This window comes from Mesorhizobium sp. B4-1-1 (genome assembly GCF_006439375.1).
Lineage (GTDB): Bacteria > Pseudomonadota > Alphaproteobacteria > Rhizobiales > Rhizobiaceae > Mesorhizobium.
This window is the reverse complement of record NZ_VFTH01000004.1, coordinates 295,474-314,367: the sequence shown is the minus strand read 5'-3', so window position 1 is coordinate 314,367 and position 18,894 is coordinate 295,474. Positions and strand designations below refer to the sequence as shown.

23 protein-coding genes are annotated in these 18,894 nt (G+C 64.2%); 6 read left to right on the top strand and 17 right to left on the bottom strand.

Annotated elements, in window-relative coordinates; translation table 11 throughout:
• Positions 1-181: 181 nt before the first annotated feature.
• From FJW10_RS08350 to FJW10_RS08280, 15 genes are all read right to left on the bottom strand, one after another.
• The gene (locus FJW10_RS08350) at positions 182-1,177 is read right to left on the bottom strand and encodes a flagellin (protein ID WP_140827494.1); all 996 of its coding nucleotides are present in this window, start codon (positions 1,175-1,177) and stop codon (positions 182-184) included.
• A 222-nt stretch (positions 1,178-1,399) separates the two neighbouring features.
• Positions 1,400-2,131 (bottom strand): flagellar type III secretion system pore protein FliP, encoded by a 732-nt coding sequence (fliP, locus tag FJW10_RS08345; RefSeq protein ID WP_140899696.1) that lies wholly within the window; start codon positions 2,129-2,131, stop codon positions 1,400-1,402.
• The gene (locus FJW10_RS08340) at positions 2,128-2,622 is read right to left on the bottom strand and encodes a flagellar basal body-associated FliL family protein (protein WP_140827498.1); all 495 of its coding nucleotides are present in this window, start codon (positions 2,620-2,622) and stop codon (positions 2,128-2,130) included. Before FJW10_RS08340 ends, fliP begins: the two co-directional genes overlap by 4 nt.
• Before the next feature lie 19 nt (positions 2,623-2,641).
• Positions 2,642-3,346, bottom strand: a complete 705-nt coding sequence (gene flgH / locus FJW10_RS08335; protein WP_140651607.1) for a flagellar basal body L-ring protein FlgH — start codon at positions 3,344-3,346, stop codon at positions 2,642-2,644.
• A complete protein-coding gene (locus FJW10_RS08330; protein ID WP_246674157.1) occupies positions 3,343-3,888 on the bottom strand; it encodes a MotE family protein in 546 nt (181 codons plus the stop codon). The genes flgH and FJW10_RS08330 overlap by 4 nt, the downstream gene beginning before the upstream one ends.
• A 68-nt stretch (positions 3,889-3,956) precedes the next feature.
• Entirely contained in the window at positions 3,957-5,045 is a 1,089-nt protein-coding gene (locus FJW10_RS08325) for a flagellar basal body P-ring protein FlgI (protein ID WP_246674165.1), read from the bottom strand.
• Between the two features lie 149 nt (positions 5,046-5,194).
• The gene (gene flgA, locus FJW10_RS08320; RefSeq protein WP_181177457.1) at positions 5,195-5,716 is read right to left on the bottom strand and encodes a flagellar basal body P-ring formation chaperone FlgA; all 522 of its coding nucleotides are present in this window, start codon (positions 5,714-5,716) and stop codon (positions 5,195-5,197) included.
• Positions 5,717-5,722: 6 nt separating this feature from the next.
• A complete protein-coding gene (gene flgG / locus FJW10_RS08315; RefSeq protein WP_140827503.1) occupies positions 5,723-6,511 on the bottom strand; it encodes a flagellar basal-body rod protein FlgG in 789 nt (262 codons plus the stop codon).
• Positions 6,512-6,520: 9 nt separating this feature from the next.
• On the bottom strand, positions 6,521-6,850 hold the full coding sequence (locus tag FJW10_RS08310) for a flagellar hook-basal body complex protein FliE (RefSeq protein ID WP_140827505.1): 330 nt from the start codon (positions 6,848-6,850) through the stop codon (positions 6,521-6,523).
• Complete coding sequence (flgC, locus tag FJW10_RS08305) at positions 6,850-7,266, bottom strand: flagellar basal body rod protein FlgC (protein ID WP_140827507.1); 417 nt, start codon at positions 7,264-7,266, stop codon at positions 6,850-6,852. Before flgC ends, FJW10_RS08310 begins: the two co-directional genes overlap by 1 nt.
• 2 nt (positions 7,267-7,268) lie before the next feature.
• Positions 7,269-7,649 carry a flagellar basal body rod protein FlgB gene (gene flgB, locus FJW10_RS08300; RefSeq protein ID WP_140783817.1) on the bottom strand — a complete coding sequence of 127 codons (381 nt, stop codon included), beginning with the start codon at positions 7,647-7,649 and terminating at the stop codon, positions 7,269-7,271.
• 85 nt (positions 7,650-7,734) lie between these two features.
• Positions 7,735-8,523: a hypothetical protein gene (locus FJW10_RS08295; protein ID WP_140899693.1), complete on the bottom strand. Its 789-nt coding sequence runs from the start codon at positions 8,521-8,523 to the stop codon at positions 7,735-7,737.
• The gene (fliI, locus tag FJW10_RS08290; RefSeq protein ID WP_140899692.1) at positions 8,504-9,925 is read right to left on the bottom strand and encodes a flagellar protein export ATPase FliI; all 1,422 of its coding nucleotides are present in this window, start codon (positions 9,923-9,925) and stop codon (positions 8,504-8,506) included. Before fliI ends, FJW10_RS08295 begins: the two co-directional genes overlap by 20 nt.
• Before the next feature lie 4 nt (positions 9,926-9,929).
• Positions 9,930-10,652 carry a flagellar basal-body rod protein FlgF gene (flgF, locus tag FJW10_RS08285; RefSeq protein ID WP_140827514.1) on the bottom strand — a complete coding sequence of 241 codons (723 nt, stop codon included), beginning with the start codon at positions 10,650-10,652 and terminating at the stop codon, positions 9,930-9,932.
• A gap of 7 nt (positions 10,653-10,659) precedes the next feature.
• Positions 10,660-11,781 carry a DUF1217 domain-containing protein gene (locus tag FJW10_RS08280; RefSeq protein WP_140827515.1) on the bottom strand — a complete coding sequence of 374 codons (1,122 nt, stop codon included), beginning with the start codon at positions 11,779-11,781 and terminating at the stop codon, positions 10,660-10,662.
• Between the two features lie 146 nt (positions 11,782-11,927).
• Here FJW10_RS08280 and motA point away from each other — a divergent pair, with 146 nt between their 5' ends.
• The 6 genes from motA to FJW10_RS08250 are packed head-to-tail and all read left to right on the top strand — an operon-like array spanning position 11,928 to position 16,827.
• Complete coding sequence (motA, locus tag FJW10_RS08275; protein ID WP_140642105.1) at positions 11,928-12,803, top strand: flagellar motor stator protein MotA; 876 nt, start codon at positions 11,928-11,930, stop codon at positions 12,801-12,803.
• A gap of 34 nt (positions 12,804-12,837) precedes the next feature.
• Positions 12,838-13,776 (top strand): FliM/FliN family flagellar motor switch protein, encoded by a 939-nt coding sequence (locus FJW10_RS08270; RefSeq protein ID WP_140899691.1) that lies wholly within the window; start codon positions 12,838-12,840, stop codon positions 13,774-13,776.
• Positions 13,777-13,806: 30 nt separating this feature from the next.
• The gene (gene fliN, locus FJW10_RS08265) at positions 13,807-14,199 is read left to right on the top strand and encodes a flagellar motor switch protein FliN (RefSeq protein WP_140827519.1); all 393 of its coding nucleotides are present in this window, start codon (positions 13,807-13,809) and stop codon (positions 14,197-14,199) included.
• 43 nt (positions 14,200-14,242) lie between these two features.
• Entirely contained in the window at positions 14,243-15,265 is a 1,023-nt protein-coding gene (locus FJW10_RS08260; RefSeq protein WP_140899690.1) for a flagellar motor switch protein FliG, read from the top strand.
• 24 nt (positions 15,266-15,289) lie between these two features.
• Positions 15,290-16,372 (top strand): flagellar biosynthesis protein FlhB, encoded by a 1,083-nt coding sequence (gene flhB, locus FJW10_RS08255; RefSeq protein WP_140827522.1) that lies wholly within the window; start codon positions 15,290-15,292, stop codon positions 16,370-16,372.
• A 17-nt stretch (positions 16,373-16,389) separates the two neighbouring features.
• Positions 16,390-16,827 carry a hypothetical protein gene (locus FJW10_RS08250; protein ID WP_140899689.1) on the top strand — a complete coding sequence of 146 codons (438 nt, stop codon included), beginning with the start codon at positions 16,390-16,392 and terminating at the stop codon, positions 16,825-16,827.
• A 61-nt stretch (positions 16,828-16,888) separates the two neighbouring features.
• Here FJW10_RS08250 and FJW10_RS08245 read toward each other — a convergent pair whose 3' ends face one another.
• Positions 16,889-17,659: a helix-turn-helix transcriptional regulator gene (locus FJW10_RS08245; protein WP_140899688.1), complete on the bottom strand. Its 771-nt coding sequence runs from the start codon at positions 17,657-17,659 to the stop codon at positions 16,889-16,891.
• Entirely contained in the window at positions 17,656-18,366 is a 711-nt protein-coding gene (locus tag FJW10_RS08240) for a helix-turn-helix transcriptional regulator (protein WP_140899687.1), read from the bottom strand. The genes FJW10_RS08245 and FJW10_RS08240 overlap by 4 nt, the downstream gene beginning before the upstream one ends.
• Positions 18,367-18,894: the final 528 nt, after the last annotated feature.

The following is an 18,894-nucleotide window of genomic DNA, read 5'->3' as shown; positions in this document are numbered from 1 at the left end:
CCGACTCGACAACCTGTCGTAAGTCGTTGGTTAACCATATCTAGCGCGATATGGTTAATGGCCTGTTAAAAGTAGGCTTTCGAGAAGTTAAGAAACGAGGGTTGCGCGGGCCTTGAGCAAACGAAAATCGGGCCGCGCTTTTGGCGCGGCCCGATGCTTTAGCCTGGTCAGTATAGAGCGATCAGCCGCGGAAGAGCGACAGGATCGACTGCGACGAACCGTTGGCGATCGACAGCGCCTGGACGCCGAGCTGCTGCTGGACCTGCAGCGCCTGGAGGCGGGTCGATTCCTTGTTCATGTCGGCATCGACAAGCTGGCCGACGCCGCGGTCGATGGAGTCCATCAGGCTCGAGGTGAAGGTCTTCTGCAGGTCGATCGAGCTCTTGGCGGCGCCGAGCTTGGTGGCGGCGTTCGTCATGTCTTTGAGCGCAGCGTCGACAACCTTCATCATATCCGCGATCTGGGTATCGCTGGCAGCGGTGGTGCCGGAGAAGATCTTCATGGTGGCGACCGAATAGGTGTCGCCCGCCGCCGATGCTGCACCCAGGGTCGGGTTTTGCACGGTGGTGGTGACAGCGCCGGACGCGCCGACGCGGTCGGCGTCGAGAATACCCTTCGACACACCCGCCGCGGTGCCAGCCTCGTAGAGCTTGATGCTTTCCACGTTGACATCGATCGTCGAGATCGAAACCGAGCCGCTGGCGTCGCGGTTGAAGGCCGAAACGATCTTGACGTCGGCTGCGCTGGTGGCGGTGGCGCCGCTGTTGACCGACAGCATGTTGGTGCCGGAGAAGGTGGCGCCGTCGGCATAGGCCTTCAACTGGTTCTGAAGAGCGGCGATTTCGACCTGCGTCTTTTCCTTCGAAGCATCGGTCTGGCCGTAGGAAGCGGTCAGCTTCTGCTGGATCTGGTTGATGGTCGAGATCGCGCTGTCCATGCCGGTGTAGGCGGTGTCGACCTTCGAGGCGCCGAGGCCGAGAGCGTCCGAGACGGTGGACATGGCCTGGTTGTCGGAGCGCATCGTGGTGGCGATCGACCAGTAAGCGGCGTTGTCGGAAGCCTGCGAGACGCGATAACCCGTCGAGATGCGGGACTGGGTGGTGTCGAGGTTCTTCTGGGTGGCGTTCAAGCTCTGCAGAGCGGTCAACGCCGAGGCGTTGGTCATGATACTGGCCATGGTACACGTACCTTGTTTTTACACGGATTTTTTTGACATACCGGCATGTCCGGTATGACGGTGCGGCATCATGCCAATGATCTGTGAACCCGATCACCCGCCATCTGCAGGCGACTATGGCGGCAAGTTGCTACCAAAGAGCTAAATCGGACGGTTAATCGAAAATATATTGCGTAAAATTCGAGTGGAACGGGCGCCGTTTCGGCACCCGCGCCGGGTGCGTCAAGTGAAGGATCGCACCAGGCTGCCGACCAGAAGGTTCCAGCCATCGATCAGCACGAAGAACAGGATCTTGAACGGCAGCGATACCACCGTTGGCGGCAGCATCATCATGCCCATGGCCATGGTGACGGTGGCGACGATGAGGTCGATGACGAGGAAGGGCAGGACGATGAGGAAGCCGATCTCGAAGCCGCGCCGGATCTCCGAGATCATGAAGGCCGGCACCAGGATGCGCAGGTCGACGCTCTCGCGCGAGACGGTTTGGCCGCGTTCGCGGGCGAGGTCGGCGAAGAGATCGAAGTCCTTGTCGCGCACATTGTGCAGCATGAAGTCGCGGAACGGGCCGGAAATCTTCTCGAACGCCTCGGCCTGCGTGATCTGGTTGTCCATCAGCGGCTTGACGCCGGTGTTCCAGGCCTGGTCGAAGGTCGGCGCCATGACATAGAAAGTCATGAACAACGAGAGCGAGATCAGGATCAGGTTGGCCGGCGTCGATTGCAGGCCGATGCCGGCGCGCAGGATCGAGAAGGCGATGACGAAGCGGGTGAAGCTCGTCACCATGATCAAGAGGCCCGGCGCCACCGAAAGCACGGTGAGCAGGCCGAACATCTGAATCAGATAGCCGACGGTCGTACCGTCGGCCTTGCCGATGCCGCTAAGATCGAGCTGCTGGGCCGCGGCGACGGAAGTGGTGACGACGATGAGCGCGGTGGCTATGAGGAACTTTCTCATTCGAGCAGCATCGTCCTGACGAGAACCTGTTTGACGTGGCCGCCGCTGCGCAGCGCCGCGCGCTCCTCGAGATCGGCCTTGAGATGCTGGTAGCCGCTGGCGCCTTCGATCTGGTGCAGCTTGAGCGTGCGCACATAGGCGAGCAGGTCCTGGTGGATCTGCTCGGCCATTTCCGTCGGCTGGGGAGCATCGTAGAGCAGCGACGCCTCCAGCCGGATCCAGACGTCCGACGGCGAGGCGAGATTGGTGGTGATCGGCGCCAGTTGAACCAGCGCCGGCCCGGCGGCCGCCTTGCCGCCTTCGGCGGGTTTCTCCGCGGTGCCGGCGTTTTCCGGCGCCGCGGGCACCGGTGCCGGCGTTTCGCCTTGCTTGAGATAGCCGCCGGAAAGCCAGCCCATGCCGACCGCCGCGCCCGTTATGACCAACAGCATGGCGAGCTGGATCGCCAGGGAAGGTCCCTTCTTGGGCTGGACCTGTTCGATGTTCGCCACGGCAGCGCTTCCCCCGGCCCTAGAAAGGAAGAACCTGGTCGAGGACCTGCTGGCCATAGGCCGGCTGCTGGACCTCGCTCACACGGCCTCGGCCGCCATAGGAAATGCGCGCTTCGGCGATGCGCTCGTAGGGGATGGTGTTCTCCGCGCCGATGTCGGACGGACGAACCATGCCGGCGATGGTCAGCACCCGAAGTTCGTAGTTGACGCGGACCTCCTGCGAGCCCCTGATCATCAGATTGCCGTTGGGCAGCACCTCGGTAACGACGGCGGCGACGTTGAGGGCGATGTCCTCCGAGCGCTTGATCTCGCCGTCGGCATTGGTCTCGGTGCTGGAGCTCAGGCCGGCGTCGCCCTTGCCGCTGGTGCTTGCACTTTCCCAGCCGAGATTGACGTCGTAGCCGAGCTTGCGCGCGGCGGTGCGGCTGCGGTCGTTCTGGTTCTTGAAATTGGCCCTGTCGTTGAGCTTGATGTTGACGGTAAGGATGTCGCCGGCGCGCAGCGCGCGCGGATCGGTGAAGAGCCGGCTCTGGCGATCGTCCCACAGCGAGAATTTCTTCGGCCGCGAGGCAGGCGGCTCGGGATAGCTGTAGGGGCCGGAACCGCCCTCACCGATGCCGGAACCGACCGGCGACAGAGCGGGCTCCCGGCCAATCTCCTTGAAATTGGTGCCGCAGCCGGACAATGCCGCAACCGCGACGAAAACAAAGAATTTCAACTTCATGACGGATCAACCCTTCGCGCCGCGCTGGCCATGATGCCGGTGAGCGTCGCCGCCGCCTTCTGGTCCATTTCGTTCAAGATGACGCCGGCCTTGCGCGAATCGAGCTTCATCAGGATGGCTGCCGCGAGCTCGGCATTGACCATCGCCAGCCGTTCGGCGGCAGCGTCGGGCTTCATGCCGGCATAGATCTTGACGACGCCGTCCTCGGCGCGCGCCAGGAACACTTCGCGGCGCTTCAACCATTCTTCGTACTCGGCCCGCTTTGCCTCGAGCGCTTTCATGCGCTCGTCGATGCCGGCCTGCAGCTGCTTCAATTCCTCGGCCTGAAGCGCGTAGCGGCGGTCGCGCGCGGCGTCCGCGATGTTGGAGCAGAAGCGCTGGACCTCGCTTTCGTCAGGCGCCTTGCCGGCCGCGAGCGCAGCCGGCCGAAGCGGCGCGCTTTCGTGTGTGAGCTGGGCCGGCTGAACCGGCGCCTGACCGCCCGGCAACACCTGTCGTACCTCGTCCGCATGGGCGGCGGTCCCGCCAAGCAGAGCAACCATTGCTCCGATGGCGCAGAAGCTCAGGTGACGGCGGGGTGTTTGGGAGGAAAGTGCGGTCATCGGCGTGCCTATTGGAGAACCAGGTCGGCCTGCAGGGCGCCGGCCGATTTGATGCCTTGCAGGATGGCGATGATGCCGTCGGGCTTCACGCCGAGGCGATTGAGACCGGAAACGAGCGTTTCGAGGTTGGGACCGTCGAGCACGGCGACGCGCGCGTCGGGCCGGCTTGCCTCGATGGCGGTAAAAGGCTCGACCGCGGTCTCGCCTCTGGAGAAGGGTTCCGGCTGGACCACCTTCGGCGCTTCGGTGATGCGCACCGTAAGCGTGCCATGGCTGATCGCCACGCGCGAGATCCTGACATTGCTGCCGATGACGATGGTGCCGGTGCGTTCGTCGATGACGACGCGGGCAGGGGCGTCGGATTCGACGACCAGATTTTCGATCTCGGCATAAAAACGCGCGGCGGAGACATTCTTCGGCCGCCTGATCTGCACCGTGCGGGCGTCGCGTTCGGCGGCGACCCGCATGCCGAAGCGCTGCGAGGTGTAATCGTTGATGGCGTCGGCGATGCGGATGGCGGTGGAGAAATCGGGATTGCGCAATTGCAGCGTCAACACGCCCTGGTCGTCGAATTCGGCCGGCACCGAACGCTCGACGATGGCGCCGTTCGGCACGCGGCCGGCGGTCGGCACGCCTTGAGTCAACTGCTCGGCCTGGCCCTGGGCGGTGAAGCCGCCTACGATCACCGAGCCCTGTCCGACGGCATAGATCTCGCCATCGGCTGCCTTCAGCGGCGTCATCACCAGCGTGCCGCCGGCGAGCGAGGTGGCGTCGCCCATCGAAGAGACGTCGATGTCGATGCGGCTGCCCGACTGGACGAAGGGCGGCATGTTGGCGGTGACGATGACGGCGGCCACGTTCTTGGCGCGCGCGCTGCCGCCTTCGGTGGCGATGCCGAGATTTTCCAGCATGGCGCGGATCGACTGTTCGGTGAAGGGCGAGTTGCGCAGGCTGTCGCCGGTTCCGGCGAGGCCGATGACCAGGCCATAGCCGACGAGCTGGTTATCGCGCGCGCTTTGCAGCTGGGCGATGTCCTTGATGCGCGCCGCGACCTGGCCGGGCGGCAGCGTGCTCGGCCCGGTGGAGACTCGGAACATGCGCTGGGTGGTGGCCGGATCGTATTCCGGATCGTCGTAGACGCCGCCGTTTTTCTGCGCCAGCTCGCGCTTGGCCTTGGGCGTAAGACCGTCCGCCAATGCCGGCTGAAGGCCGATGGCCGCGCTCAGCAGGAGGACAAGCACCCGCATCACGAAGCGCCGACCTGGATGGTGCCGTCGGCCATCACCGTGCCCGAGATGATCTTGCCGCTGTCGACGTTGCGGATCTTGATCTGGTCGCCGGCAGCACCTGGCTGCAGCGTGACGCCGGCGGCCGAAATGGTGAGGGCGCCGGCGGTGAAATAGACCTGCACGGAAGCGCCCTGCTCGACCAGCCAGGCGTCGCGGATGGCGCTGACCGGAATATACCGGCCGGGCAGAAGCGTGCGCTTGGCGACCTTGCCCTGGAGTTCCTCGGAGCGCGTCGCCATGCCGTCCGGCTTGTGCTTGCCGGGGATGAGCGTCACCTGCTTGAGCGAGGCGGGCTCGATGGTCTCGCCGGGATAGATGACCCGGTTGGGGATCAGCACGGCCTCGCCGACGGCCTGGCCGGCGGCGATCTGGTTCGCCGACCGGCCGGTCGCATCCTGCGCGAAAGCCGGCATGCCGGTGGCCACCAGGGCGGTGGCCAGCGCGGCGCGACGGAGTGCGGAGGAGATCGGCCCGGCCATCATCCGTTACCTAATGTTCTTGGAGACCACCGAGGCCATGTCGTCGGCGGCCTGGATGACCTTGGAATTCATTTCGTAGGCGCGCTGGGCAGAGATCAGCTCGGTGATTTCCTTGACTGGATCGACGTTGGAAGACTCGAGATAACCCTGCTGGATCGTGGCGAAGCCCGGATCGCCGGGAACGCCGACATTGGCCGGGCCGGAGGCAGCCGTTTCCTGGAAAAGGTTGTCGCCGAGCGGCGCCAGGCCCGCCTCATTGGCGAAGTTGACGATCTGAAGCTGGCCAAGCAGCTGCAAATTGGTCTGGCCGTCGATGCGGGCAAAGACCTGGCCGGTCTTGTTGACGATCACCTCGATGGCGTCGGTCGGCACGGTGATGGCGGGGATGACGTTGGCGCCGTCGGCGGTCACGAGCTGCCCGGTGGCATTGGTGTTGAAGGCGCCGGCGCGGGTATAGAGCGTGCCGCCGTCGGCACCCTCGATCTGGAACCAGCCTCTGCCGGTCAATGCCAGGTCGAAGCTGTTGCCGGTGCTGGCCAATTCACCTTGCGTGTGGACGTTGCGCACCGCCGTCGTCTTGACGCCAAGACCGATCGAGACGCCTTCCGGCACCAGCGAGGTATTGGAGCGGTTGGGCACGCCCTGCGTGCGGTCGACCTGGTAGAGCAGGTCGGAGAATTCGGCCCGCGCCCGCTTGTAGCCGGTGGTGTTGATGTTGGCGATGTTGTTGGCGATGACTTCCAGGTTGGTCTGCTGGGCGTTCATGCCTGTGGCGGCGATGGCAAGGGCTTTCATGACGCGCTCCTAGATACTCATGCGACTGATTTCGAGATAGGCCGAGACGACCTTGTCGCGGATCGCGATGGTGGTCTGCAGCGCCTGCTGGGCGCTCAGCACAGCATCGACGACCTGGCGCGTGTCGGCATCGCCCTTGAGCGCCTGTATCGACATCTGCTCTGCGCCCTGCAGCGTGTTGACGGTCTTCGTCGCCGCCTGGCCGAGGACTTCGGCGAAGGTGCTGCCGACGCTTTCGCCGGCCTGCGTTCCGACACCGCCCCGCAGCAGACCCGGTGAAGCCTGTTCCGCTCCATCGACCGCCGTTTTGAATTGTATTGCCCCGATACCGCCGATCATTACTGGTTCCTCATCAGGTCGATGGTCATGGAAATCAGATCGCGAGCCTGCTTGATGACCTGCAGGTTGGCTTCGTAGGAGCGGTTCGCCTCGCTCATGTCGGCCATTTCGACCAACGTGTTGACGTTGGGCATCTTGACGTACCCTTTGTTGTCGGCGGCTTCGTTGCCGGGCTGGAATTCGATCGGGAAGTCCGAAGGATCGCGGGAGATCGCGCTGACTTCCACCAGCGAGCCGCCGGTTGCGCGGTCGACCTCGGACTGAAAGGTGATCGTCTTGCGACGATAGGGCTCGGCGCCCGGCGTGCTGCCGGTCGATTGGGCGTTGGCTAGGTTTTCCGAGACCACGCGCAGGCGCTCCGACTGGGCGCCAAGACCGGAAGCCGCGACTTTGAGGGCTGCAGTCAGCGCATCCATGATCAGCTCTTCACCACCATCGTCATCATCGAATGGAAGGCCTTGACGATCGCCGTGTTGAGCTCGAAGGAGCGGCGGACCTCGCCGGCCTTCATCAGCTCCTGCTCGAGGACCACGGTGTTCTTCGACGGCATGATCGCGCCGTCAGCGTCTTCCGGCCTGACGTTGAAGCCGGCATGGGCCGTTTCGGCGCCAAGGTGGCCAGCCTGCGTGGCGGCAAGCGTCACCGCGGTGCGGTCGAGGACCTTTTCGAAGGGCTCGACGTCATTGGCCGTGTAGCCCGGCGTGTTGGCATTGGCGATATTCGAGGCAATCGCCGACTGGCGCACGGCCAGCCATTGCGATTGCCGCGTGGCAAGATCGAAAAGATTTACGGGTTCCATGGGAATCTCCCGGGCAAGTACGCACAAGACTAGGCGGCCAGTCTTGCGCGGACCTTGCGCGGGACGAGCTGTAAGGCCCGGGTTCTTACTTGGAGAGCTGGATCACCTTGTCGGTGCTGGTGACGATCACCCACTTGCCGCCGCGCTGCTCGATCGAGGCGACGCGGCTGGAATCGGGCAGGACAGAGCCGCGCTGGACGATCCACAGACCGGCATCGTCCTCGATCATGGCGCGGTCGTTGGCGACATGCACCATCTTGAATTCCGAGGCGGCGGCCGGGAAGGGCTGATCGCCGGGCGGCGGCGCGAGGTCGTCCTGCACCGTTCCGGTGGCGAACAGGTCGATATCGGCATTGGGAACGTCCTTGGCCGTCAGCGGCCCGCTGCGTTCGGCCACGACGCCACCGCCGGCGCGTCCGGAATTGCCGCCGCTGCCGCCGAACTTGATCGCCTGAACGCCGAACTGCTCCTGGTTGAAGAAGATATACCAGGGGAACAGCGCGCAGATCAGGCCGAGCGTGATGCCGAGCGCGGCAATGACGAAATCGCTGCGGCGGTCGGCGCTCTTGTCGGTGAGGCGCGGGAACTGGGCTTTCGGCGGCTCGGGCCATTCGGCGCGGGGAAAAAGGCCGTCGAGCAACGAATCGCGGCTGGCTTGTGCAACGTCGGCGGTACTTGTGGCGGATGTCCGCGGCGGACGCGGCCTGTCGGCTTTGGTCAGAAGCGCCGTTGCTTTCTCAGCCTTGGCGCGCGCGGCCTTGTCCTTGGCAGGTCTTGCCGCGTCTGCCTCGGCTCTTTCCGCCGCCTCGGCCTCTGCAAGCATGTCGCGCAGCATGCGCTCGGTGTATTGGAGATCAGTCTCCTTGATCGCCATTCAGCTTCCCCTTGAGATGGCGGGCGAGGTCGGCGAACGGATCGGCCGATGCGCGGTCCCTCGGCGACTGCGTGAGCGCCTCGTAAATCAGCGGCACCTGGCGCACCGCGTTGTCGAGCTCGGCATCGGCGCCGCTCTGGTAAGCGCCCAGCAGACGGATGTCGCGTGTATCCTCGAAGCGCGCGATCATCGATTTCAGCCTTGTCACCAGCATGCGCTGCTCGGCGCTCCAGGCCTTGTCGGCAAGGCGCGAGATCGACGACAGCGGATTGACCGGCGGATAACGACCCTGCTCGGCGAGCGCGCGGTCGAGCACGACATGGCCGTCGAGGATGCCGCGCACCGAGTCGGCGACCGGATCATTGTGGTCGTCGCCGTCGACCAGCACGGAAATGATGGCGGTGATCGAACCCCTACCTTTAACCCCGGGACCTTCGGCCCCCGGCCCGGCGCGTTCGAGCAATTTCGGCAGGTCGGTGAAGACCGAGGCTGGATAGCCGCGCGCGACCGGCGGCTCGCCCGTTCCGGTCGCCACCTCACGCAGCGCATGCGCGAAGCGCGTGATGGAGTCCAGCACCAACAGCACGCGATGGCCCTGGTCGCGGAAATGCTCAGCCACGCACATGGCCGTGTCGGGCGCGCGCCGGCGCATCATGGCGCTTTCATCGCTGGTGGCGACGACGGCGACGGTCTTGGCCATGCTCTGGGCGCCGATCGTATCCTCGAGGAATTCGCGCACCTCGCGGCCGCGCTCGCCGATCAGCGCCACGACCACCGTATCGAAGGCCTCGGCGCCGGCCAGCATCGCAAGCAGCGTCGATTTGCCGACGCCGGAACCGGCGAAGATGCCAAGCCGCTGGCCGAAGCAGAGCGGCGTGAAGATGTCGATCACCCTGACGCCGGTGAGGAAGCCGGTGCCGACGCGCTGGCGCGCCATGGCGCCGGGCGTCGCGCTATGCGCGGCATCGGCTGCATTCGGCCTGACCAGCGGCGGACCGCCGTCAATGACGCGGGTCAAGGCGTCGATCGCGCGCCCGCGCCAGGAGACATGCGGCGTGACCGCGAGTGGGCCGCGGCGAAAGACGGCATCGCCGATGCCGGCATCGGTGCTGCGTTCGAAAGGCGCGACCACCACCTCGTCGCTGCCGATCTTGACGATCTCGCCGCGGCGTGCGCCGGCCTTGCCCCGCTGCTCGACGATGTCGCCGAGCCTGGCAATCCCGGACAGGCCACGGACCTTGTAATGTGTCGGCGATATCTCGACGACGCGGCCGCCGCGCGCAAGCAGTGCCTGCGGATCGTCGAACCGCTGCCAGACGCGTTCGAGCGCGGCCAGCCTGTCGGCACGCCCGGTATCCGCCGGGCTATCGGAAGCGCGCAACAAGGACGAGCCGTTCGTCATGCCGTCACTTCGAGCCAAGCGTCTTGATCGCGTCGTCGGTGGAGGAATCGGTCTGCCGCATCAGCGCCGCCGTGTTCTCGAAAGCGCGCTGCACCTGGATCAGCCGGGTCATTTCCAGCACCGGGTTGACGTTCGACTCTTCCAGAAATCCTTGAGCGACGCCGACGTCCGAGCGATCGGTGACGGGTTCGGGCGTGCGCGCCGGAACGATGCCCGAATTGCCGTAGCGGACGAAATTCTCGCCGGGGTCGAAATTGTAGAGACCGATGGCGCCGACCAACTGGTCGTTCTGCCTGAGCGAGCCGTCGGCGCCCGCCTTGGGCGGGCCGTTGCGCGGATCGAGCTGGATCGGAGCGCCGCCGCCGTCCAGCACCGGATAGCCTTCGGTCGACATCAGTTCGCCGTTCTCGTTCATGGAGAAGCGGCCGTCGCGCGTCATCACCGTGCCGGCGGGTGTCTCGATGGCGAACCAGGCGTCGCCCTGGATGGCGAAGTCGAACGGATTGCCGGTTTCGGTCAGCGCGCCATGCGCGCCGGAAAGGTAGGTCTTGCCGGAGGAGGCGAAGGAGACCGACTTCGGCCCGGTGCCCGAGACCACGTCCTCGAACTTCACGCCGGTGGCGCGAAAGCCGATGGTCGAGGCGTTGGCGACGTTATCGGCGATGGTGTCGAGACGGCGCTCGAGCGCGATCTGCGAGGAAAGGGCGACGTAAAGACTGTCCTGCATGATCTTCTCAGAACTTCAACTGCTGCATGGCCATCATCAGATCGGTGGAGATGCCGACACTGGTCGGCTGCGCGAAGAGCACGCTGACAGACGTCACCGCCGTCGAGGTCGGGTGGTTGATCTCGTACATGCTGGTGAAGCGGGTCAGGAACTTGCTGAGCTTCTCGGGGTCGGAGAAGTCCGAGATGTCGAGCTTCTGCTCGAAGAGCTGCGCCTGCTTGTCGATGTCGGCGGTGGCAAAGGAATCGGGCAGGCCGAGCGCTGCGCGGACCACGCTGGCTAAAGCGGTGTCGGCGAGCACGTCGTACCAGCTGGTGATGTCGGGCGCCTTGCGCTGGAAATAAAGCGCCAGCCGCACGCCTTCGTTGGTCTGGCCGGCATTCTCTTCCAATGTCTGGCGCAGATACATGTCGACGGTCGGCTGCTGCGCCGCAACGCGAGTGGTGGTCGTGTCGCCGTACTGTGCGAAGTTGAAAGCGGCGGCGAGCCCGGCATAGGCCTTGTTGGTTTGCTGGTTGGCGACGCTGTCGGGATCCTTCACGCCGCCTTGCAGGACGGACTTGATGAGGTCCTTGTCCTCGGTGGCCGAATCCAGGCCGAATGCGGCCAGCGCGTAAGTGTAGAGCCGGTCGTTCGACATCAGATCGTCGATCGACTTCACCTTGGTGATGTTGGCGAGATAGTAGGTCGTCTCGCCTTTTACATAGTCCGAATCCGGATCAAGGCCGGCGATCTCGGCCTGTGTAGCGTAGTTCGCCGTAACCTGCTGCTGTGTCGGGTTGTAGATCGTCGCACTGGTGCCATCGGTGGCGAAGTTGAAGGCAGCGACGAACTGGGCGTAGCGCTTGTCGGTCAGCTTGTTGGCGAAGCTGTCGGCGTCGGAGATGCCTTCCTTCAGCGCCTTGACCATGAAGGCCTTGGCATAGTCCATGTCCTCCAGCCCGTAAGCCTTCATGGCATATTTGAACAGCCGATCATTGTTTACGAAATCGTCGATCGATGTAACCTTGCCGATATTGGCCAGATAATACTGCGTATCGCGATCGACCATCGGCTGTTTCTCAACCTGGACGATCGATTTGTTGATGTCTTTCGCGATCAACTGGTAGCTGGTGTAGGTACTGAGCAAGGACACGCCTCCGGCCGAAGCTATCCCTGCACAATAACGTCACTTCCTTGCGCGAAGCTGAATCGCGTTCGCGGCCTTCGATTCAAGCCTCACACAAGGCACGAGGACTATCCCTGATCACGACGTGACATGCGGAAGGACCTGTCGTGGGCATTCTGATCGGACTTGTGGTGACGCTCGGCTGCGTCCTCGGCGGCTTCATGGCCATGGGCGGGCATCTGCATGTGCTGATGCAGCCATGGGAAGCGGTGGTCATCTGCGGCGCCGCGCTCGGCACCTTCCTCGTCGCCAATCCGATGAAGACCGTCAAGGATACCGGCAAGGGTATTCTCGAAGCCTTCAAACAGGCGGTGCCGAAGGAGCGCGACTACCTCGAGACGCTGGGCGTCCTGCACAGCCTGATGCGCGAACTGCGCTCGAAGTCGCGCAGCGAAGTCGAGGCGCATATCGACAATCCGGAGGAGTCGGCCATCTTCCAAGCTTTTCCGACCGTGCTGAAGAACCACGACCTGACGAACTTCATCTGCGACTACTGCCGCATCATCATCATCGGCAATGCCCGCTCGCATGAGATCGAAGCGCTGATGGACGAAGAGATCCAGACGATCCGCACCGACAAGCTGAAAGCATATCACGCGATGGTCGCGGTCGGCGACGGCCTGCCGGCGCTGGGCATCGTGGCGGCCGTGCTCGGTGTGGTGAAGGCGATGGGTGCGTTGGACCAGTCGCCCGAAATCCTCGGCGGCCTGATCGGCGCGGCACTCGTCGGGACCTTCCTCGGCATCTTCCTGTCTTATGCGGTGGTCGGTCCGGTCGCCACCAAGATCAAGACGGTGCGCGAAAAGAAGAATCGCCTCTACATCATCGTCAAGCAGACGCTGCTTGCGTATATGAACGGCGCCTTGCCGCAGGTGGCTATCGAATTCGGCCGCAAGACCATATCCTCCTACGAGCGTCCGACGATCGACGCGGTGGAGCAGAGCACCATGAACGCCGGCTCCGCCGAGAAGAAGGCGGCCTGAGCATGCTGCATCCGAGACAGGGCCGCCTGCCGTCATGACAAGTCCGGGCAGTCCTTCGCAAACCCGGGAGTTGATCATCGAGCGGCTCGTCGGCGACAGCGGCGAGGCGGCGCAGGTGATCGGCGTCGGCCGCGGCATGGCCGAGCGGGCGCTGCCGGTGTTGCAGAAGGCGCTTGCGGGCGAGCTCGGCGCGCCAGTGATCGTCGATCTGCAAGTGGTGGAGGTCGGCCGCGTTCCCGAGGCGCGTTCGCGCGCCGGCGATGCCTTTGCGCTGACCGTTGTTGCCTCGCCGGCCTCGGCCGACGCCATGACGCTGGTGATGGATGCGCAAGCGGTCGCCGTCATGGTGAGCGCGCTGTTCGGCGGCGATCCCGACCAGCCGGTGGCGCCGATCGAGCGCGACCTGTCGCAGATCGAGGCCGACGTCGCGACCAGCGTGTTCCAGGAGGTCGCGACGGCACTCAACGGATCCGGCAAACGTTCGCTCGACCTGCGCCTGCCGGTGCCGAAAGCAATGTCCGGCAACGATGCGAGGCGGCGGGTGCTGCGCGACGGCGCCGCCGTGCGCATCGTCTATGGCTTGTCGACGCCGTCCGACAGCGGCACGCTCACGGTGATGATCCCGCAGCGTCTGCTGCTGTCCTCGCGCAGCGGCGACGTCGCCACGGGCGAGGACGGCGAGACCACGGAATTCGACTGGCGAGCCCGCTTCTCCGAAGAGGTAATGCGCTCGACCGTCCGGCTCGAAGCGACGATGCCGCTCGCCCGGCTGACGCTCGGCGACCTCGCCGCGTTCGAACCCGGCCAGGTGATCGAATTCGAGGAGAGCGCGCAGCTCAACGCCAGGCTCAGCGCCCGCGACAAGACACTGTTTGTCTGCGAGTTCGGCAAGCTGGGGCAGAATTACACCGTCCGCATCAGTCATCCGCATGATGCCGGGCAGGATTTCATCGACGGACTTATGCCGGGCTGACGCCAGGCCCGGGATTCATGGAGACGAAGCATGGCAGCGACAAATGTGGAAGCCGAGGCCGAAACGGAAACCGGCCAACCTAGCGAGCAGCTTGATCGCGCTATCGAAGAACTGCGCGGCGTGCTCCGTGAAGAGGAGGGCCGTCCGGACGCTGCGCTTCGGTCTGGCGCCAATTCCTCGATCATCATGACCATTCCGGTAGACGTGCAGATCATCCTCGGCAGCACGGAGATGCCCGTGTCGGAGTTGATGGCGCTGCAGAAAGGTTCCACCGTCGCGCTCAATCGCCGCATCGGCGAGCCGGTCGACGTCGTGGTCAACGGCCGCAGAATAGCGCGCGGCGAGATCACGGTGCTGGAAAGCGATCCGACGCGTTTCGGCATCCGGCTCACCGAAATCATCGCCGCGACGAAGAGCGCCTGAGAATGGCCGGCGAGCGGACCAATCGGTAGCGAGGACAGCACGCATGACGACGGCATTGGCGCTCACACGTCCGCAAAAGGCGGCGGCCATATTGGTGGCTATGGGCAAGCCCGCGGCGAGCCGCCTGCTCAAATTCTTCAAACAGGACGAGTTGAAGGCGCTGATCGAAGGCGCGCGTCTCTTACGCACCATTCCACAGGCCGACCTGGAGCGCATCGTCGCCGAGTTCGAAGCCGAGTTCACCGAGGGCGCCGGCCTGCTCGATTCAGCCGACCGGATGGATACGATCCTGAACGAATCGCTGTCGCCCGAGGAGATGAGCGCCATCATGGGCGAAAAGAAGTTCGAGCCGGTTCCGGAAGGACCGCCGCCGATATGGCCGGACCTTGAGAAGCTCGATCCGGCGCGCCTTGGCGGCTTCCTTGCCGGAGAGCATCCGCAGACGTCGGCCATGGTGCTTTCGAAGCTCGCGTCGCAGACGGCCGCCAACGTGCTGCTCACCATGGAAAAACCGATGCGCAGCCAGATCATCAAGCGCATGGTGACAATGGCCAACGTCCCGGAAGCGGCGTCGCGGATCGTCGAGAACCAGCTGCGCGTGAGCGTGCTGTCGCAGAAGGCCAGCAGGGACACGTCCGCCGGCCAGGAACGCGTCGCCAGCATGCTCAACGAAATGGCGAAGCCGGAACTGGACGACCTCATGCAGGACCTGGAGGACGTCGGCACGCCCGATCTCGCCGGCGTCAGGTCGCGGCTGTTCGCCTTCGACGATCTGCCGCAGCTTCCGCAGAAAGCCCGGGTTTTGCTGTTCGACGGGCTATCGACCGAGCTCGTCACGCTGGCGCTGCGCGGCGCGTCGCCGGAACTCGCCGAATCGGCGCTCTCGGCGATCGGAGCGCGCTCTCGCCGCATGATCGAATCCGAACTCGGACAGGGATCGGAAGGCATTGCGCTTGCCGACATCATGGCGGCGCGCAAGAGCATATCGGTCGCCGCCATCCGGCTGTCACGCGAAGGAGCCTTCGAGCTGCCCTCGACGCAGACCGCCGCCGCCGAAGCCGCTTGACGATAATCACCCGGTCAGAGCGCCATGGCTGAAGCGGTCGACAAGGATTCCAAAACAGAGGAAGCCACAGAAAAGAAGATCCGCGACACGATCGAACAGGGCAAGCTGCCCCATTCGCGTGAGACCGCGATCTTTGCGTCCTTCCTCGCCATACTGGTTTTCGCCGTCTTCTATGCCAAGGACGCGATCGTCGATCTCGGCATGTTCCTGTCGACGTTCCTGGAAAAGCCGGAAGCCTGGCCGATGGACACCGAGACCGACGTCATCTCGCTCTACAAGCAGGTCATGGTCGAGATCGGCGGCGCTGTCGTCAGCCTGCTGGTGCTGCTGACGGTTGCCGGCATTGGTGCCTCGGTGTTCCAGAACATGCCGCAAATCGTCGGCGAACGGATCAGGCCGCAGCTGTCGCGCATCTCGATCGCCAAGGGCTGGAGCCGGATGTTCGGCGTGCAGGGCTGGGTCGAATTCCTGAAGTCGCTGGCCAAGCTCGGCTTCGCTATCGCGGTGTTGAGCTTCACGCTCTCGCAAGATCATCGCAAGCTGCTCGCCGGCATGATCACCAACCCGGTCTCGTTCGGGCTGGTCATACGCGGCATCTTTGTCGACATTCTCGTGGCGATCGTCTTCGTCATGGGGCTGATCGCGGTGGTCGACATCGTCTGGTCGCGTTTCCACTGGCGGAGCGACCTGCGCATGACCAAGCAGGAAGTCAAGGACGAGATGAAGCAGTCGGAAGGCGATCCGATCGTCAAGTCGCGGCTGCGCTCGCTGGCGCGCGACCGGGCGCGCAAGCGCATGATGACGGCCGTGCCGCGCGCGACGCTGGTGATCGCCAACCCGACGCACTATTCGATCGCGCTGAAATATGTGCGGGAGGAAGATTCCGCGCCGATCGTGCTGGCCAAGGGGCAGGACCTTGTGGCGCTCAAGATCCGCGAGATCGCCAGGGAGAACAACATCCCGATCTTCGAGGATGTGGCGCTTGCGCGCTCCATGTACAAGCAAGTTTCGGTTGATAGCGTGATCCCGTCGCAATTCTACCAGGCGGTCGCCGAGTTGGTGCGGATCGTCTACTCGAAGAAGGCCACGCGCAAAGCAACCCAATGAACGGACGCCGCTAATCCATGGACCGGCAACCACACGCCAATTCCCGCGAGCTGATCGTCGCCAGCGCCATCGAGCCCGTGGTGGGCGAATTGAGGCTCATCGACGTTGCGGACTATATCGCCTTCATCCGGCTCGAGCATCTCGCCTGCCTGTCGGACCTGGTGGATTCGGCGGCCGAGCTTTACTTCCGGCCGGGCACGCTGCGGCTCGGCCATGGCGCGGAGGCGCATGTCGACTGGAGCGGCAGCCCGCGCATCGTGCTCGATCTCGAACTGCGGCCGCGCGGCGTGACGGTCTATTTCCAGCTGACACTGACCGAGCACGAGGCGTCCGTGGTGGTCAACTACGTGTCGTTCGAGAAGCCCGGCGAGACGCCCGAGCACAATACCGTCTTGCTCGAGGACGCGATCGAAGAGGCTCGCATCCGCAGGACCGAGCCGCTCGCATTCCCCTGACGATTTGATTGCAGCCGAGCCAATCTTGCTGCAGCGCGTTTACGGCGCCGCGGCTGTGTAGCTATTCGATCAGGCCGAGTCGCAACGCCTTGGCGACCGCCTGGTTGCGGTTGACCGCGTTGAGCTTCTGCGTCGACTGGGTGAGGTACTGGTTGGCGGTATGCACCGAGAGCTTGAGGAGCTTGGCGATGTCCTCGCTGGTGTTGCCGTTGGCGGTCAGCTTCAGGCATTCGAGCTCGCGCTTGGAGATCGAGCGCGTCCTGCCGGTGTCGCCAGGGCGGATGCGGGCGACCGCCGCGAAAAGCGCGAAGGAGCGGGCATGGATCTCGCACAGCGTTTCGTTGGACAGCGCGATCTCCGAGCCCAGGAAGACGACCAGCCCGCATTGGCCGCGATCGGCATGCACCGGAAAGGCGATGCCGTTGGTGCCGGGCGCCAGCGGCGCTGTCGGCTCGGCCCAGGCGAGCGCCTGAAAGGCTTGCCGCGATCCGGCGGTGCCGTCGTCGGCCCACCAGCGCGGCGCCGTCGAGATGCGGCTGTGGCGCACCACATCCTCGCCATTGGCGCCGGAGATGAATTTGGTCGCGACAGCGGTGCCGGGATAGTCGGAATCGAAACACGCCACGAGACGCGCGCGCTCGGGCGACGGGCTGACGAAATAGAGGCCGAAGGCCGAGGCGTTGATATCGACGGCGATCCAGCGGCAGCGACGCACGGCATCCGGAATGGTGACCGCGTGATGGGTCTCCGAGCCGAGCGAGAAGGCGCCGAACGGGTTGCATTGATCGTTGAAAAGGGCCGCGGCGGCCTCTTTGACCTGTGCGTGCTTCAAATGATGCCGCTCCTGATCGCGGTCGCGATGGCCATCGCGCGGTTGCTGGCCGCGAACTTCTGGATGGCGTGCGTGATGTAGCTGTTGACGGTGTTCGACGAGACACCGAGGATGACGGCCACCTCATCGGTGGTCTTGCCTTCCGAAACCCAGAACAGGCATTCGCGCTCGCGGTCCGACAGCGGATCCTGCATGGACGCCGCGGCGATCAGCTGCGGAATGCTGGAAAGCGCGTAGCAGCATTTGATCTGCGCCTTCATCAGGGCGGCTAGGTCGATCTTGCCCGCCTCGGCGGCCGAGAACAGCACGAACACGCGCTGCCGGCCGACATTGAGCCGCAACGAATAGATCTCGGCGTGGCCGAGCACGTCGAGCAGGCGGGCTTCCTCGCCGGTCAGCAATGCGCCGGCGTCGGGCGCGTGCGCCGCCACCAGCGGCTTCGGGCGTACGCCCGGCGCCACGGTCAAGGGGCCCAGTGCCAGGTTGGCAATCAGCCTTTTGCCGATCAGCTCTATGCCGTCGAAGATCCAGTTCGAGGAGACGATGCGGGCATCGTTGCGGTCCTGGTCGTGCACGATGGCGACCAGCATGTAGCTGTCGGCGCCGATATCGGCGGCAAGCTGCATGAAGAAACTGGTGAGATCGCCGCGCGATGTCAGGCGCGAGGCTGGAGCGTCGGGTTGGAGAAGCGCGGCGGGACTGCTCATTTTAATTCTTGGATTCTTGCCGGAATCGATCCTTGTGCCCGATGCTGGCAAAACCAGCGGCCGGACCCGAAACGCGTCACGTTTACGAAGACACACCCACGGGCGCGAACGGCGCCCAACCGCGCCGAATCCCTCTAGGGAACGCGAAACCGTCCGCGTCTGGTACCGGCCTGGCGCCGGAACTCGAGACTTTGGGTGGTCGCCGCGCCCCCCATGGACCGGCTGATTCGGGTCTAATCTACCCGCAGATGAATCCGACATCAAACGCGATTTGACAAAATCGAATCTGATGGACTCGCTTTGCGACTCAGCAGCCGGTCTTCGCGTTACTTGGCGGTGATTTCAAAGCCGAATTGAGCCGATGATTTCGCGGCGGGGTCGCAAAAATACGCCCCCGGCTGCATCCGAGGGCGTATCTCCTTGAAGGGGATTGGCTTAAAGCGCGTCGCGCTGAAACGGATTCAGGCGACGCGCTTTAAGGCTTTGTTTTCATGCATGTCGTTATCGCAAAACCGCTGCACACTTTTG